This window comes from Nocardiopsis sp. MG754419, assembly GCF_018207095.1.
In the GTDB taxonomy this organism is placed as follows: Bacteria; Actinomycetota; Actinomycetes; order Streptosporangiales; family Streptosporangiaceae; genus Nocardiopsis.
The window spans coordinates 30,512-45,495 of the sequence record NZ_QOCZ01000007.1; the positions used below are offsets into that span (position 1 = coordinate 30,512).

13 protein-coding genes are annotated in these 14,984 nt (G+C 72.8%); 10 read left to right on the forward strand and 3 right to left on the reverse strand.

All coding sequences use genetic code 11. The annotated features are described in order from the left end of the window. The first annotated feature begins 63 nt into the window (after nucleotides 1-63). The 4 genes from DSY14_RS02615 to DSY14_RS02630 are packed head-to-tail and all read left to right on the forward strand — an operon-like array spanning nucleotide 64 to nucleotide 5,688. Entirely contained in the window at nucleotides 64-1,695 is a 1,632-nt protein-coding gene (locus DSY14_RS02615; RefSeq protein ID WP_211714792.1) for an aspartate aminotransferase family protein, read from the forward strand. Further along, on the forward strand, nucleotides 1,692-3,155 hold the full coding sequence (locus tag DSY14_RS02620; RefSeq protein WP_211714793.1) for a lysine N(6)-hydroxylase/L-ornithine N(5)-oxygenase family protein: 1,464 nt from the start codon (nucleotides 1,692-1,694) through the stop codon (nucleotides 3,153-3,155). Before DSY14_RS02615 ends, DSY14_RS02620 begins: the two co-directional genes overlap by 4 nt. Continuing rightward, the gene (locus DSY14_RS02625) at nucleotides 3,152-3,766 is read left to right on the forward strand and encodes a GNAT family N-acetyltransferase (protein ID WP_211714794.1); all 615 of its coding nucleotides are present in this window, start codon (nucleotides 3,152-3,154) and stop codon (nucleotides 3,764-3,766) included. Before DSY14_RS02620 ends, DSY14_RS02625 begins: the two co-directional genes overlap by 4 nt. Further along, nucleotides 3,763-5,688 carry an IucA/IucC family siderophore biosynthesis protein gene (locus DSY14_RS02630; protein ID WP_211714795.1) on the forward strand — a complete coding sequence of 642 codons (1,926 nt, stop codon included), beginning with the start codon at nucleotides 3,763-3,765 and terminating at the stop codon, nucleotides 5,686-5,688. The genes DSY14_RS02625 and DSY14_RS02630 overlap by 4 nt, the downstream gene beginning before the upstream one ends. 30 nt (nucleotides 5,689-5,718) lie before the next feature. Here the strand turns inward: DSY14_RS02630 and DSY14_RS02635 are convergent, their stop codons facing one another. Then, nucleotides 5,719-6,066, reverse strand: a complete 348-nt coding sequence (locus tag DSY14_RS02635) for a helix-turn-helix transcriptional regulator (RefSeq protein ID WP_211714796.1) — start codon at nucleotides 6,064-6,066, stop codon at nucleotides 5,719-5,721. A 137-nt stretch (nucleotides 6,067-6,203) separates the two neighbouring features. Between DSY14_RS02635 and DSY14_RS02640 the strand changes: the two genes are divergently transcribed. Then, a complete protein-coding gene (locus DSY14_RS02640; protein ID WP_211714797.1) occupies nucleotides 6,204-7,307 on the forward strand; it encodes an NADH:flavin oxidoreductase/NADH oxidase in 1,104 nt (367 codons plus the stop codon). A 199-nt stretch (nucleotides 7,308-7,506) separates the two neighbouring features. Here DSY14_RS02640 and DSY14_RS02645 read toward each other — a convergent pair whose 3' ends face one another. Then, nucleotides 7,507-7,956: a GrpB family protein gene (locus DSY14_RS02645; protein ID WP_307851105.1), complete on the reverse strand. Its 450-nt coding sequence runs from the start codon at nucleotides 7,954-7,956 to the stop codon at nucleotides 7,507-7,509. A 215-nt stretch (nucleotides 7,957-8,171) separates the two neighbouring features. Here DSY14_RS02645 and DSY14_RS02650 point away from each other — a divergent pair, with 215 nt between their 5' ends. Both DSY14_RS02650 and DSY14_RS02655 read left to right on the forward strand, forming a co-directional pair. Next, complete coding sequence (locus tag DSY14_RS02650) at nucleotides 8,172-8,465, forward strand: SelT/SelW/SelH family protein (RefSeq protein WP_307851106.1); 294 nt, start codon at nucleotides 8,172-8,174, stop codon at nucleotides 8,463-8,465. Nucleotides 8,466-8,819: 354 nt separating this feature from the next. After that, the gene (locus tag DSY14_RS02655) at nucleotides 8,820-11,396 is read left to right on the forward strand and encodes a PEP/pyruvate-binding domain-containing protein (RefSeq protein ID WP_211714817.1); all 2,577 of its coding nucleotides are present in this window, start codon (nucleotides 8,820-8,822) and stop codon (nucleotides 11,394-11,396) included. 68 nt (nucleotides 11,397-11,464) lie between these two features. On the opposite strand, the gene DSY14_RS02660 is transcribed toward DSY14_RS02655, so the two are convergent. Further along, nucleotides 11,465-12,223: an SDR family NAD(P)-dependent oxidoreductase gene (locus DSY14_RS02660; protein ID WP_211714798.1), complete on the reverse strand. Its 759-nt coding sequence runs from the start codon at nucleotides 12,221-12,223 to the stop codon at nucleotides 11,465-11,467. Between the two features lie 164 nt (nucleotides 12,224-12,387). Between DSY14_RS02660 and DSY14_RS02665 the strand changes: the two genes are divergently transcribed. The 3 genes from DSY14_RS02665 (at nucleotide 12,388) to DSY14_RS02675 (ending at nucleotide 14,958) form a co-directional block, all read left to right on the forward strand. Further along, complete coding sequence (locus DSY14_RS02665) at nucleotides 12,388-13,029, forward strand: TetR/AcrR family transcriptional regulator (protein ID WP_374223975.1); 642 nt, start codon at nucleotides 12,388-12,390, stop codon at nucleotides 13,027-13,029. A gap of 63 nt (nucleotides 13,030-13,092) precedes the next feature. Further along, on the forward strand, nucleotides 13,093-14,043 hold the full coding sequence (locus tag DSY14_RS02670; protein ID WP_211714799.1) for an alpha/beta hydrolase: 951 nt from the start codon (nucleotides 13,093-13,095) through the stop codon (nucleotides 14,041-14,043). Nucleotides 14,044-14,160: 117 nt separating this feature from the next. After that, entirely contained in the window at nucleotides 14,161-14,958 is a 798-nt protein-coding gene (locus DSY14_RS02675) for an SAM-dependent methyltransferase (RefSeq protein WP_211714800.1), read from the forward strand. The last annotated feature ends 26 nt before the right edge of the window (nucleotides 14,959-14,984 follow it).

Sequence of the window (14,984 nt, forward strand, 5' to 3'; positions counted from 1 at the left end):
TCCCCCGTGCCCGGATCCGTGCCGCGGACGCCTTCGGCATGCCCGCCTTCAGGAGGACGAACCATGAGCTCCCTCGCGAGGTCTCTGCAGGACCCGCCCGATCCCCTCTCCCCCGAGACCCCGGGCGCACCCGCCCTCGACCACCGGGACCAGTTGTTCGACGCCCACAGCGCCGACCGTTACCGCGACCTCACCGGCGACGCCGTCGGTCGGGTCGCCGACCGGATCGCCCGGGTCGACCGGCCCTGCACCGGCGCCACCGCCGAGGACCTGCGGCCCGGCGTCGACTCCGTCGACCTCGAACAGCCGCTGCGCGACCCCTCCGCCGCCCTGGACGAACTGGAACGGCTCTACCTCGACGACGCCGTCTACTTCCACCACACCCGCTACATGGGGCACCTGAACTGCCCGGTCGTCCTGCCCGCCCTGCTCGGCGAATCGGTCCTGTCCGCGATCAACTCCTCCCTCGACACCTGGGACCAGAGCGCGGGCGGCACCCTCATCGAGCAGCGGCTGGTCCGCTGGGCCACCGACCGCATCGGCCTCGGGGAGCAGGCCGACGGTGTCTTCACCAGCGGTGGGAGCCAGTCCAACCTCCAGGCCCTGCTCATGGCCCGGGACGAGACCCACCGACGCGAGGGCGGCAGGCTGGCCGAACTGTTGCCGCGGATGCGGGTGCTGACCTCCGAGGTCGGGCACTTCAGCGTCGCCAAGTCGGCCGCGCTGCTGGGGATGGGCTACGAGTCGGTCGTCTCCGTCGCCTGCGACGACCGCCGCCGTATGCGCCCGGACGCGCTCGCCGCCGAGCTGCGCCGCTGCCGCAACGAGAACCTGCTGCCCATCGCGATCGTGGCCACCGCCGGTACGACCGACTTCGGCAGCATCGACCCCCTCCCGCAGATCGCCGACCTCTGCGGTCGGTACGACCTGTGGATGCACGTGGACGCCGCCTACGGGTGCGGTCTGCTGGTCTCCCGCCACCGTCACCTGCTCAGCGGCATCGAGCACGCCGACTCGGTCACCGTGGACTTCCACAAGTCCTACTTCCAGCCGGTCAGCTCCAGCGCCGTGGTCGTGCGCGACGCCCGCTACCTGCGGTACGTCACCTACCACGCCGACTACCTGAACTCCCGGTCCGACGGCAGCACACCACTGCTGTCGCCCCACCAGGTCGACAAGAGCCTGCAGACCACGCGCCGCTTCGACGCGCTCAAGCTCTGGCTGACGCTGCGGATCATGGGCGCCGACGGGGTCGGGGAACTCTTCGACCAGGTGCTGGACCTGGCCGTGGAGGGATGGTCGCTGCTGGACGCCGACCCGCGCTTCACCGTGGTCACCCGCCCCACCCTCAGCACCCTGGTGTTCCGTTGCGCCCTGCCCGGGGTCGATCCCGAGGTCGCCGACGGCGCCAACCGGTACGCCCGAGAGGCGCTGCTGGCCTCGGGCCGCGCCGTCGTGGCCCGCACGACCGTGGACGGCCGCCCGTACCTGAAGTTCACCCTGCTCAACCCGCGTGCGACCCGGGAAGACATCGCCGAGGTCCTGGACCTGCTCGCCGGACACGCCGAGCGCTACGTGGCCGAGCACGGTACGACGGTCGACGTCTCCCCCGACGACACCACCGACACCCCCGGCCCGGCCGCCTCGGCCGACGTCCGCCCCAACCCCGCGACCAAGACCGGGAGGTCCCGTTGAGCACCCGCGCCCCCGATCACGTCCCCACCTCCTCGGGCCGTGTCCACGACTTCGCCGCCGTCGGCGTCGGTCCCTTCAACCTGGGCCTGGCCTGCCTGAGCGCCCCCATCGCCGAGCTGGACGGGATCTTCCTGGACCAAAAGCCCGAGTTCGACTGGCACAGCGGCATGCTGTTGGAGGACGCCGAACTCCAGACGCCGTTCATGTCGGACCTGGTCACGCTGGCCGACCCCACCTCACCGTTCTCCTTCCTCAACTACCTGAAGGAGACCGGGCGCCTCTACCCGTTCTACATCCGCGAGCGCTTCTACCCGCTGCGCGCCGAGTACAACGACTACTGCCGGTGGGCCGCCGCGCGACTGGGCGACACGGTGCGCTTCGGGCAGCGGGTGGAGCGGGTCGAGTACGACCCCGAGGAGGCCGTCTACCTGCTGCACAGCGCGGACGTCGTCACCGGTGAGCGGAGCCTGTTCCGGGCCCGACGGCTCGTGCTGGGCACCGGCACCCCGCCCTACGTCCCCGCCGCCTGCCGTGACCTGCCCGGGGACGCCGTGCACAGCGGCGACTACCTCTTCGCCAAGGACGCCCTCCAGGGCAAGCGGAGCGTGACGGTGGTGGGCAGCGGCCAGAGCGCCGCGGAGATCTTCCACGACCTGCTCCAGGACGTGGACACCCACGGGTACGAACTGAACTGGGTCACCCGGTCGCCGCGGTTCTTCCCGTTGGAGTACACCAAGCTCACGCTGGAGATGACCTCCCCGGAGTACGCCGACCACTTCTTCGCGCTGCCCGGCGCGACGCGGGAACGGCTGGTCGCCTCCCAGAAGAACCTGTACAAGGGCATCGACACCGACGTCATCAACGCGATCTACGACCTGCTGTACACCAAGAGCAGGCGCGGTCCGCTGCCGGTACGGCTCCTGACCAACACCGAGGTCACCGGCGCCTCCCGGGACGAGGCCACGGCCGACTACCGGTTGGAACTGCGCAACTCCGACCAGGGGCGCGACTTCGCCCTGGAGACGCACGGGCTGGTCCTGGCCACCGGGTACCGCTACCGGGCACCGGCCTTCCTGGAGTCGATCGCCGACCGGTTGGCCTGGGAGGACACGGACCGGTTCCGGGTGCGCCGGGACTACCGGGTCGACCTGACCGCGCACGCCGACGACACGGGCGCCGACGGTGACGGGGCGGCTCCGGCGGGCGCGGTGTTCGTGCAGAACGCCGAGCTGCACACGCACGGCTTCGTCTCCCCGGACCTGGGCATGGGCGCCTACCGCAACTCCTACATCCTGCGGGCCATGCTGGGCCGCGAACCTTACGCGGTGGAGCGTTCCATCGCCTTCCAGGAGTTCGGCGCCCCGGTCGACTCCCGGCCTCACGACGTTCTCGCACCGGACGCCCCCGAAGGGACCGCCGCCACGTCCGCCGACACGGAGTTGGAGGCCACCAGCCGATGAACCGCACCTTCCCCACCTCCCTGGACAGGGACGACGCCGAGCTGGGCAGGTTCGTGGTCCGCCCCGTGGATCCGGACGCCGACATCGCGCTCCTGCACGGCTGGCTGACTCACCCCAAGGCGGCCTTCTGGCTGATGAGCGACTTCTCGCGGGAGGACGTCGCCCGTTACTTCCGGTCGGTGCACGACTCCGAGCACGAGAACGCCTACATCGGTTCCTGGGAAGGCGAACCCCGTTTCCTCGCCGAGCTCTACTCCCCCGCGCACAGTGAGCTGGCCCCGCACCACGACGTGCTCCCCGGCGACACGGGGATGCACTTCCTGGTGGCGCCCACCGACACCCCGGTGCACGGATTCACCCGCGCCGTCATCACCACGGTGATGGAGCTGGCCTTCTCCGACCCGGCCACCGCACGCGTGGTCGTGGAACCCGACGTGCGCAACCACGCCGTGCACGCGCTGAACGAGGCCGTGGGCTTTCGGATCGAGTCCACCGTCCACCTGGCCGAGAGCGCCAAGGACGCCTACCTGAGCATCTGTACCCGCGAGGGGTTCCGCGCCGCACCGGCGGTCGGCGGCCCCACGACAGCCACGAGAGGAGTCGCCCGATGAGCATCGGCCACACCACCCCGGCGACCCCCGCCCCGACGGACGCGCCCACGACGCTCCCCGACGCGCCGAGGACGGACCGGTCGCACCCCGGGGCGACCGATGTCCCGACCGCGCCGCATGAGGCCGCCGCCCACCTGACCCCCGAACTGTGGGCGCGCGCGGGGCGGCTCCTCGTGCGCAAGGCCCTGGCCGAGTTCGCCCACGAACGGCTGCTCACCCCCGAGCCCGAGGGCGGGGGCCGGTACACGGTCCGCGCCGACAACGGCGCCGAGTACCGCTTCACCGCCCGGGTCATGGCCCTGGACCACTGGCGGATCGACGCGGACAGCATCGTCCGCCGTACCCCCGAGGGGGCGACGGTCGCACCGGACGCGATGGACCTGGTCCTGGACCTGCGGGAGACGCTCGGGCTGAGCGAGGAGGTCCTGCCGGTCTACCTGGAGGAGATCACCAGCACCCTCGCGAGCAGCACCTTCCGGATGACCCAGGGGCCCACGGACGCCGCCACCCTGGCCCGGTCCGGGTTCCAGGAGATCGAGGCCGGGATGACCGAGGGCCATCCCTGCTTCGTCGCCAACAACGGGCGGTTGGGCTTCGACGCCGCCGAGTACCGGGCCTACGCCCCCGAGGCCGGGCGGCCGGTGCGCCTGGTGTGGGTGGCCGCGCGACGCTCGCACACCACCTTCTCGCACTCCGCCGACACCGATCCGGACACCTTCCTGCGCTCGGAGCTGGGTCCGGAGCTCCTGTCCGCCTTCCACGCCCGGCTCACCGACCTGGGGCTGGACCCGGCCGACTACCACCTCGTGCCGGTGCACCCGTGGCAGTGGTGGAACCGGATCGCCGTCACCTTCGCCGCCGACGTGGCCCGTCGTGACCTGGTCTGCCTCGGTCACGGCCCGGACGAGTACCGGGCCCAGCAGTCCATCCGTACCTTCTTCAACACCTCCGCCCCGGAGCGGCACTACGTCAAGACGGCGCTGTCGGTGCTCAACATGGGGTTCCTGCGCGGGCTGTCCGCGGAGTACATGGAGGCCACGCCGGCCATCAACGACTGGCTGGTCGCGCTGATCGAGGGCGACGCGACGTTCCGGCGCACCGGGGTGGAGGTGCTGCGCGAGCGGGCCGCGGTGGGGTACCGCACCACCCACTACGCGCAGGCCGCACCGAAACGATCGCCGTACCGGAAGATGATCGCCGGGCTGTGGCGGGAGAGCCCGGTCCCGCGCCTGGAGTCCGGCGAACGGCTCGCGACGATGGCGTCCCTGCTGCACACCGACGCCGAGGGCGGTTCCTTCGCCCAGGCGCTCATCGACGAGTCGGGGTTGGCGCCGAAGGACTGGCTGCGGCGCTACCTGGACGCCTACCTGGTGCCCCTGCTGCACGCGTACTACGCGCACGACCTGGTGTTCATGCCGCACGGCGAGAACGTCATCCTGGTGCTGCGCGACGGAGTGCCGCAGCGGGTGCTGATGAAGGACATCGCCGAGGAGATCGCGGTGATGAGCGCCGACGCGCACCTGCCCGGCGAGGTCGAGCGGATCCGCGCCGAGGTGCCCGAGGACATGCGGCTGCTGTCCCTGTTCACCGACGTCTTCGACTGCTTCCTGCGGTTCCTCAACGGCATCCTCGCCGACCGGGGCGTCCTGTCCGAGGACGACTTCTGGCGCACGGTGGCCGAGTGCGCGGCCGACTACCAGGCCTCCGCGCCGCATCTGGCGGAGCGGTTCGCCCGCGACGACCTGTTCACGGACCGGTTCGCGCTGTCCTGCCTCAACCGGCTCCAGCTGCGGAACAACCGGCAGATGGTGAACCTGGACGACCCGGCCGGGGCGTTGCAGCTGGTCGGAACGTTGGAGAACCCGATCGCCGCCCACCGTCCGACGGCCGATCGCGCCGACACCACGGCCACGGACCGCTGAGGGAGGGTCGACGCGGGCTCGTCGGGGCGTTCAGCCCCGGCGGGCCCGTTCCGCGTCGAGGACCGCGGTGAGCAATCCGGGGAAGCGCTCCTCCAGGTCGGCCACGCGCAGACAGCTCATGCGCGCGGTGCCCTCGTAGTACTGACGGATCACCCCGGCCTCCCGCAGGACCCGGAAGTGGTGGGTGGAGGTGGACTTGCTCACCGGCAGGTCGAAGGCGACGCAGGCCATGTCGTCGTGCCCGTCGGCCAGGGCACCGACGATGCTCAGCCGCACGGGGTCCGCCAGCGCGCTGAGGACCGTCTCCAGGCGGATCCGTGAGGTCTCGGGGTGGGTGGGCCGACGTCCGGAGACGGTTCCGGATACGGACTCGGGCATGCTGCGACCTTCCGTCGATCCTGCTCGCCTCCTAAAGTACGAGAGGGTTCGTAGTTTGACAATCGTCGTAGTACGACGAGTATCGTACTTGTGCCACCCTGTCCGCCGTGGCCGACGTCGACGCGAAGGAACCCAACGTGAGCTCCTTGTTCACCCCGCTGACCCTGCGTTCACTCACCATCCCCAACCGTGTGTGGATGGCGCCGATGTGCATGTACTCGGCCTCCATGGAAGGCCCTGACGTCGGGGCGCCCACCGACTTCCACCTCACCCACCTGGCGTCCCGGGCCGCCGGGGGCGCCGGCCTCGTCATGGCCGAGGCCACCGGGGTCCGCGCCGACGGCCGGATCAGCCCCTGGGACCTGGGCCTGTGGAACGACCGGCAGCAGGAGGCCTTCTCCCGGATCACCGCCGCCATCCGGGCGCACGGAGCCGTCCCCGCCGTCCAGCTCGCGCACGCCGGTCGCAAGGCGGCCACCGACCGCCCCTGGCTGGGCGGTCGTGGGGTGGCGGAGTCCGAGGGCGGGTGGGAGACGGTGGCGCCCAGCGCCTGGGCCTTCGAGGGCCTGCCCGTGCCGCACGAACTGACCGTCGAGGAGATCGACGGGTTGGTGGCCGACTTCGCCGCCTCCGCCGAACGCGCCCTCGCCGCCGGTTTCCAGGTCGCCGAGGTCCACGGCGCCCACGGCTACCTGATCGACTCGTTCCTGTCCCCCGCGGGCAACCGTCGCACCGACGAGTACGGCGGTGACCTGGAAGGGCGCATGCGCTTCCCGCTCCGGGTCGTGGAGGCCGTGCGCCGCGTGTGGCCGGAGGAGCTTCCGGTGTTCTTCCGGGTCTCGGCCACCGACTGGATCGAGGAGAACCCGGAGGACACGCGCACCGGCTGGACCGGCGACGACACCGTGCGTCTGGCCAAGGAGCTCCAGGCCCGCGGGGTCGACCTGCTGGACGTGTCCAGCGGCGGCATGGTGCACGACGCGCGGATCCCGGCCGCCCCCGGCTACCAGGTGCCCTTCGCCACGCGGGTACGGCAGGAGACCGGGCTGCCCACGGCGGCCGTCGGGCTCATCACCGACCCCCGGCAGGCGGAGGAGATCATCTCCTCAGGCGCGGCCGACGCCACCATGCTGGGTCGTGAGCTTCTGCGCGACCCGTACTGGGCTCACCGGGCCGCCGACGCGCTCGACGTGTCCTCGGACTGGCCGGTGCAGTACGGCTACGCCGTCGGCCGCCGCTGATCCGACCCACCGGGACGGCCCGGCCGCCGCCCCCCAGAGGGCACGGTGGCCGGGCCGTCTCCGTCCCACGGCGCGCACCGGTCGCCGCGCCCCTCGCACCACGGACCGCGGACGGTGAGCACCACGGGCGACACCGCGCAGGTCTCATCCGGGGCCGTCCGGCGCGAGGGGCGGCCCGCCTCGTCCACTCGGGCCGGGGCTACTCCGGGTACGAGGACCGGTCGGAGGCCCGGAGCAGACCGTGGGCGGCGAACATGCGCGCGTAGATGTCCCGGAGCACCGGTTCCTTGCGGGCGTTGTCGTCCATGACGACGCCGCCCCTCTCGGTGACCTCGGCCGCGGCCGCGAGCTCGGCGTCCCGGTACCGCGCCAGGTCCTCGGGGTGCGCGATGAGCCGGTCGCGGAACAGGCGATGCCGGATCGTCTCGGGGCGGTCCGGGCCGAACACGTGCGGGTCGACCTCCGGTACCGCGAGGCGGAACATGCGGTGCTCGTGCCAGACGGGTTCCCGGACGGTGAGCACGAACCCGTGCGCCTCCAGCGCCGGCACGTAGGCGGTCTCGTCGGTGGGATCGGCGACCGTGAGGTCGACGTCGATCACGGGCTTGGCCGCCGGTCCGGGCACGGACGTGGAACCGACGTGTTCCACCGCCAGGGCGCCCTCCCCAACGCCGCGCGTACCAGGGCGGCCACCTCGGCGAACCCTGCCGGCCGGGCGGGGTCGTGGGCCACGACCCGGATGGGCTCGGGGTCGGGTCGTCCCAGGACCCACAAGGAGTCGTCGTGCGGGGGTTCGTGGTGCCGGGTGATCTCCTCGGGTGTGGGCATGTCCCCACCCTACGGAGGACCGGCATACTGGGCACCGTGTCGAATCAGGTGCGCAGCCCCAGGCTGGAGATCGAGTACTGCACGCGCTGCCGTTGGCTGCCGCGTGCGACGTGGATGGCGCAGGAGCTGCTCACCACGTTCGAGGCCGAGCTCGGTGAGGTGGCCCTGGTCCCCGGCACCGGCGGTGTCTTCGAGGTGCGTCTGGACGGTGCGCCCGTGTGGTCGCGCAAGAGCGATGCCGCCTTCACCGACGCCGCCGACCTCAAGCGTCTGATCCGCGACCGGATCGCCCCCGAACGCTCCCTGGGCCACTCCGACCACCGGAACTGACCCCGCCGGGGGTCGGCCGCGGAGCCCGCACACGGAGGGGAGCCGCCGGAGGGCGGGCACCCACCCGTCGGTGTCCAGCCCCGAGCCCGCGCGGTGACGGGTGCCGCGCACCCGATCGACGCGACCGACGGCGGCGGGCGGCCACCACCTCACGCCGGAACCGGCGCGGGCCACCTGCGACGACCGGAGTCCGTGGTGGCGCCGGCGCATCGGGGCCGGGGTCGCCCCGGCGACCCCACGTGCGCGTCCACGACCTTCGGAGTGACGTCTGCGCTCCGGCGGGGAACACTCCCTGGGGAGAAGGGGCTCGCTCTCGTCCCCGGCGGCCCGCGCGTGAGGAGACCGGGAGCCGTGATGCACGAAACGGACGCCGCCGTCGTCGACCTCGACGAGGTCCGGCGGGGCATGGGGAGCCGGGTGGGCGGTAAGGCGACCGGGCTCGGGGAGATGATCGCCGCCGGGCTCCGGGTGCCGCCGGGGTTCTGCGTCACGACCACGGCCCTGGCCTCGGGCGAGGTGCCCGCCGAGGAGATCACCGAGGCCTACGCGCGCCTGGGCGGGGGCCCGGTGGCGGTCCGCTCCAGCGCCACCGCGGAGGATCTGCCCGACGAAAGTTTCGCCGGCCAGCAGGACACCTACCTGAACGTCCGGGGCGCGGACGCGGTCGTCGACGCGGTCCGCCGTTGCCGGGACTCCCTGGACAACGCCCGTGCCGTCGCCTATCGCGAGGCCAACGACATCGACCGGGCGGACGTGCGCATCGCCGTCGTGGTCCAGTCGATGGTGGACGCCGCCACCGCCGGGGTCATGTTCACCGCCGACCCGCTCACCGGATCGCGTTCGCGCACCGTGATCGACGCGGTCCGGGGGCTGGGCACCGGTGTGGTGGACGGGACGGCCGACCCCGACCACTACGTCGTCGACGACGCGGTGCCCGCCGTCCACCCGGGCGGTTGTCTGGACCCGCCCCAGGTGGGTGCGCTGGCCCTGGCGGGGCGGCGGGTCGAGGGCCTCTTCGGCGCTCCCCAGGACGTGGAGTGGGCCCACGACCACGACGGCGGGCTGTGGCTGTTGCAGTCCCGCCCCATCACCACCCTGTTCCCGCTGCCGCCGCAGGACGTGCCCGACCCTCCGCACCTGTACATGGAGATCGGGAACATGCAGGGCATGCTGCGCCCGTTCACACCTCTGGGGTCGTCCCTCCTGGAACAGGTGTGGAGTCGCTGGTGGCGAACGCGCGGGATCTCCGAGAACGCCCTGGGACCGACCCCCTTCATGGTCGACATCGGTCGACGCCTCTACGCCGACCTCACCGGTCCGCTGCGCAGCAGGAGTCTGCGGTCGGGGTTGGCGCAGAGCCTGGAGGTGTACGGGCCGCGGGCGCGCGCCGCGGTGGAGCACCTGCTCGACGACCCCCGGTTCACGCCCCGGCCCGGCGCGCCCCTCCCGGTGGGCGCCGTGCTCGCGGTGGTGACCGGTCTGCTCCCCATGGTCGTGGTGGGCGCGGTACGGTCCCTGATCGATCCGCGTTCGGGACGCAACCGCGCCCACGCGGCGGTGGACCGATGGCGGTCCCTGCGCGGCCCGGGCGCGGGCGCCGACGCCGGTGAACGCCTGGAGTGGGTCATGGGCGACGCCTTCGACACGATGCTCGGCCCGGAACTGGTGAAGGTGGTGGGTCCGGTGGCCGCCGGGCTCCTGACGAGCACGACCCCGGCCGCCCTGTTGCGCGGGGTCGCCTCGAAGCAGGAGACCGACACCGTCCTGGGCGGTATGCCGCACAACGTCACCACGGAGATGAACCTGGAACTGTGGCGGATCGCCGAGCGGGCCCGTGGGTACGGGGACCTGTTCACGGCGACGCCACCGGAGGAGTCGGCCGCCCGACATGTGGGCGGCACCCTGCCCGATGTGGGGGTCACGGCGTTCCTGGCCACGTACGGGCACCGCGCGGCCGGCGAGGTGGACATCGGCGTGCCCCGGTGGCGGGAGGACCCCACCCCGGTGTTCGGGGTCATCGCCAACCACCTGCGGTCCGAGGGCGGGGAGCAGGCCCCGGACCGGCGCTTCGCGCGGGCGGCCGCGGCGGCCGAGTCCATGCTCGACGAGCTGTGTCGACGGGCCGTGCGGGCGCGCCCGGTGCGCGGGGCGATCGCCGCGTTCCTCATGCGACGTTCCCGGGCGCTGGCGGGCATGCGCGAGTACGCCAAGTTCGCGTGGCTGGTGCCGTTCGCGGAGATGCGGCGCCAGCTGCTGATGGCCGGTGAGGACCTGGCCTCGCGCGGGCTGGTGGAACGGGCCGACGACCTCTTCTTCCTGGAGGTGGGCGAGGCCCGCGCCGCCGCCCACGACGGGGTCGACCAGCGGGCGCTGGTGGCCGATCGGCGCCGTTTCCACCGGCGCGAGCTGCGCCGACGCACGGTGCCCGCGACCCTGCTGACCGACGGCACGGACGTGACGCTCACCCTGCCGCGTCCGCCCGCGGTCGAGGGCGTCCTGTCGGGGACCCCGGCCGCACCGGGGCGTGCCGAGGGGCGGGCCCGGGTGGTGGTGGACCCCGTGGGCGCCCGGGTCGAGCCCGGGGAGATCTTGGTCGCGCCGACCACCGACCCCGGGTGGACGCCGTTGTTCATGACCGTCACCGGCCTGGTCAGCGACACCGGGTCGACGATCGCGCACGGACCCACGGTGGCGCGCGAGTACGGCATCCCGGCGGTGATCGGTGTGCGGGGCGCCACGACCGCCCTCCGTACCGGCGACCTTCTGCGGATCGACGGCTCCGAGGGCACGGTCACCGTGCTGGAGCTCGCCGCCGAGCGCGGGGACCGCCCCGGGGTCGGCGGCGGGAACGGGCACCGCGGTGGACGAGGCTCCGGGGACGGACGGAAGCCGGCCGACGGGACCACCGCCGACGGGGCGACCGGCACCTGAGCACGCCCGGGGCCGGAGGCGGGAGCGGGGTCCGGGCGGATGAGGAGGGCGGGGTCCGGTCGCCCGGTTCAGACGGCGGACCAGCCGTCGTCGACCGGCAGGACCACGCCGTTGACGTTGCTGGCGGCGTCGGAGGCCAGGAACACGATGGCGGCGGCCGGCTCGTCGGCGTCGGCGACCCGGCCCATGTTGCCCATGTAGCGCCCCAGAACGGCCGGCCCCGCGGCGGCGGGGTCGGCGTGGACGGCGATCCCGGTGGCGGTCCCGCCCGGGGCCACGGCGTTGACCCGGATCCCCTGGTCCCGGTACATGATCGCGGTGGACCTGACCAGCCCGACCACCCCGTGCTTGGCGGCGGTGTAGGCGGCCCCGGCGGCGCTGCCGCGCAGTGAGGCCTCCGAGGCGGTGAAGACGATGGCGCCCTTCCGCCGCTCGATCATGTGCGGCAGGACCGCGCGGGTGAGCAGGAAGGGGGCGGTGAGGTTGACCCGCAGGAGCCGTTCCCATGCCTCGTCGGCGACGTCGGCGGTGGCGGACATGTCGTCCATGATGCCCGCGTTGTTGATGAGCACGTCGATCCCGCCGAGGTGGTCCAGGGCGGTGGCGACGACCCGCTCCACGATCACCGGATCCCCCAGATCCCCGACGACGCTCTCGGCGGTGCCACCGGCCGCCCTGATCCGTGCGACGGTCTCGTGGGCGCCCTCGTCGTCCAGGTCGGCGACCAGCACACGGGCGCCGGCCTCGGAGAGCCGCAGTGCGGTGGCACGACCGATGCCGGAGCCCCCTCCGGTGACGATGGCGTTGCTCGCGTCCAGACCCGTCATGAGGGTCCACCCCTTCCCTGTGGGAGGCCCGGGCGGGTCCCGGATCCACCGACCTGCAATGTTGTCACTGTAAGACTTTTTGTCGCTCTATGACAAATATTCTCGCGACGTCACCGGAGTCGGTAAAGTGAGGGCACCGTGCAGGAACGCGCCGAGGAGGGACCTTGCCCAGCACACGGACCCCCTCCTCGGGAACGGCGGGCCGGGGACGGCCGCCCATGAGCGACCGCCGCAAGCACATCGTGCGCACCCAGATCGCGCACGCCGCGGTGGAGCTGTTCACCGCCCAGGGCGTGTCCGCGACCACCGGTGACGACATCGCCCACCGACTCGGCATCTCCACCCGCACACTGTGGCGCTACTTCCCGAGCAAGGAGAGTTGCGTGCGGCCCCTACTCACGGGCGGACTCGACCTCATGGCGGAACGGCTGCGCTCCTGGCCGCCGGAGCTGTCCCTGCCCGCGCACCTGGAGCGCTCCGCCGCCCTGGACGAGGACGCCGAGGCCGCGTCGGTGACGTCGATGATCGACCTCATCCGCATGACCCGCACCGAGCCGGGGCTGCGCGCCGTCTGGCTCGACGTGCACCACCGCGCCGAAGAGGTCTTCGCCGAGGCGATCGCCGACCGCGCCGGCCTCCCCGCCGACGCGCTCTCCGTGCGGGTCCGGGCCGCCGCGATCAACGTGGCCCTGCGCGTGGCCGCGGAACGGTTCGCCGACCGTGGCCGGGACGACGAGGACATGGCCGGTCTGATCCGCGCGGCGCTGGAAGTGGTCGACGACGGACTGGGACCGATCGCCCGCTGACCCCTCACCCCGGCGCGGCGTCCGCCCGTCGTTCCGTCCCGGCCCGATCCCCCGAGGAACCCCGTGTCCGAGCTGCACCCCGAACTGACCCGTGCCCGATTCCTGCCGTCGATCCCGGTCGGCCCGTGCACGGCGGCCCTGGCCCGGTGGGCCACCCGACGCATGCGCGCGCCCCGGCCACCGGCCGACGTCCTGGTCGAGGAACGCACCGTGCCCGGCCCCGAGGGCGCGCCGCCGGTCTCCGTGCGCGTCTACCGTCCGCGCTCCCTGAGGGGGACCGCACCGGCACTGCTCTGGACCCACGGCGGCGGGTACCTCTACGGCGACCCCGTCCAGGACGAGGACCGCAGCGTCACGTTCGCGCGTGAACTCGGCGTCACCGTGGTCGCCACGCGCTACCGCAAGGCCCCTCTGAGCACCCGGCCCGCCCCGGTCGAGGACGCCTACGCGACCCTGTCCTGGATGGTGGAGGAGGCGGACCGCATCGGCGTGGACCCCGCCCGGATCGCCATCGGCGGGGCCAGCGCGGGCGGCGGCATCACCGCGGCCCTGGCCCTGATGTGCCATGACCGCGGCGGGCCCGCACTCGTGTTCCAGCTGCTCGTCTACCCGATGCTGGACGACCGCACGACCCTGCGCACCGACCTGGACACGCTCGCGACCCGCCTGTGGTCGGTGACCGACAACCGGTTCGCCTGGCGGGCGTACCTGGGCCGCGCACCGGGCGGTGCGGGCGTCTCCCCGTACGCGGCCCCCGCACGGCGCGCGGACCTGTCCGGGCTACCGCCGGCGTGGATCGGGGTGGGAACGCTGGACCTGTTCCACGACGAGGACGTGACCTACGCCGAACGGCTGCGGGAGGCCGGTGTGCCCTGTGGACTCGTGGTACTCCCGGGCGCCTTCCACGGGTTCGACGCGCTCTTCGCCCGGACGGCCCTGGTCCGCGGGTTCCGGCGCGCCCAGATGGCGGCCCTGAGGTCGGCCTTCGCCGGGGACGTACAGCCCTCGCCCTGAGCACGTCGGGCGGGTCGGCGCGCACCACGTGCCGCACCGGACTCCGGGGCCCGAACGTCCCTACCGGGGCGGGCCGACGCCTCCTAGGCTGTCGGCGCACCGTCACGAGAGGCCCCCATGTCGCACACTCCCCCCGACCCCCTGCGCACCGACGAACCGCACTCGGCCCGCATCTACGACTACTGGCTGGGCGGCAAGGACAACTATCCCGCCGACCGGGCCATGGGCGACAGCATCCTGTCGGTTCTGCCGATGATCGGCGCGATGGCGGTCCAGAACCGCGCCTTCCTCCGGCGCACCATCCGGTTCCTCACCGAGGAACGCGGACTGCGACAGTTCCTCGACGTGGGCACCGGGTTGCCCACGGCGGACAACACCCACCAGGTGGCGCAGTCGGTGGCCCCGGAGTCCCGCGTCGTCTACGTCGACCACGACCCCCTGGTCCTGGCCCACGCCCGGGCCCTGCTGGACAGCGCCCCCGCGGGTCGCACCTCCTACGTCGACGCGGATCTGCGCGACCCGGAGACCATCCTGCGCGAGGCCGCGGGCACTCTGGATCTGTCCGAGCCCGTGGGCCTGGTGCTGCTGGGCGTGCTCTTCCACGTTCCCGACGACACCGTGTACGGCATCGTCCACGCGCTGGTCTCGGAGCTGCCGTCGGGCAGCCACGTGGTCATCACCCACTCCACCGACGCCGCCACCGGCCCCGCCATGCGCGAGGCGGTGCGCCAGTGGAACGAGGCCTCGTCGAACCCCATCACGTTGCGCACCCCCGACCAGGTCGCCCGTTTCTTCGACGGCTTGGACCTGGTGGAGCCGGGTCTGGTGTCGATTCCGCGGTGGCGGCCCGCCACGCCCGAGGTGGGCGAGCCGCAGGCCATGGACGAGTTCGGCGCCGTCGCCCGTAAGCCCTGACACGCGGCGCGGTTCACGACGACCGA

Coding starts and splice junctions, on each gene's coding strand:
- DSY14_RS02615 (WP_211714792.1), top strand. CDS start 64: ATGAGCTCCCTCGCGAGGTCTCTGCAGGACCCGCCCGATCCCCTCTCC.
- DSY14_RS02625 (WP_211714794.1), top strand. CDS start 3,152: ATGAACCGCACCTTCCCCACCTCCCTGGACAGGGACGACGCCGAGCTG.
- DSY14_RS02630 (WP_211714795.1), top strand. CDS start 3,763: ATGAGCATCGGCCACACCACCCCGGCGACCCCCGCCCCGACGGACGCG.
- DSY14_RS02635 (WP_211714796.1), bottom strand. CDS start 6,066: ATGCCCGAGTCCGTATCCGGAACCGTCTCCGGACGTCGGCCCACCCAC.
- DSY14_RS02655 (WP_211714817.1), top strand. CDS start 8,820: ATGCACGAAACGGACGCCGCCGTCGTCGACCTCGACGAGGTCCGGCGG.
- DSY14_RS02660 (WP_211714798.1), bottom strand. CDS start 12,223: ATGACGGGTCTGGACGCGAGCAACGCCATCGTCACCGGAGGGGGCTCC.
- DSY14_RS02675 (WP_211714800.1), top strand. CDS start 14,161: ATGTCGCACACTCCCCCCGACCCCCTGCGCACCGACGAACCGCACTCG.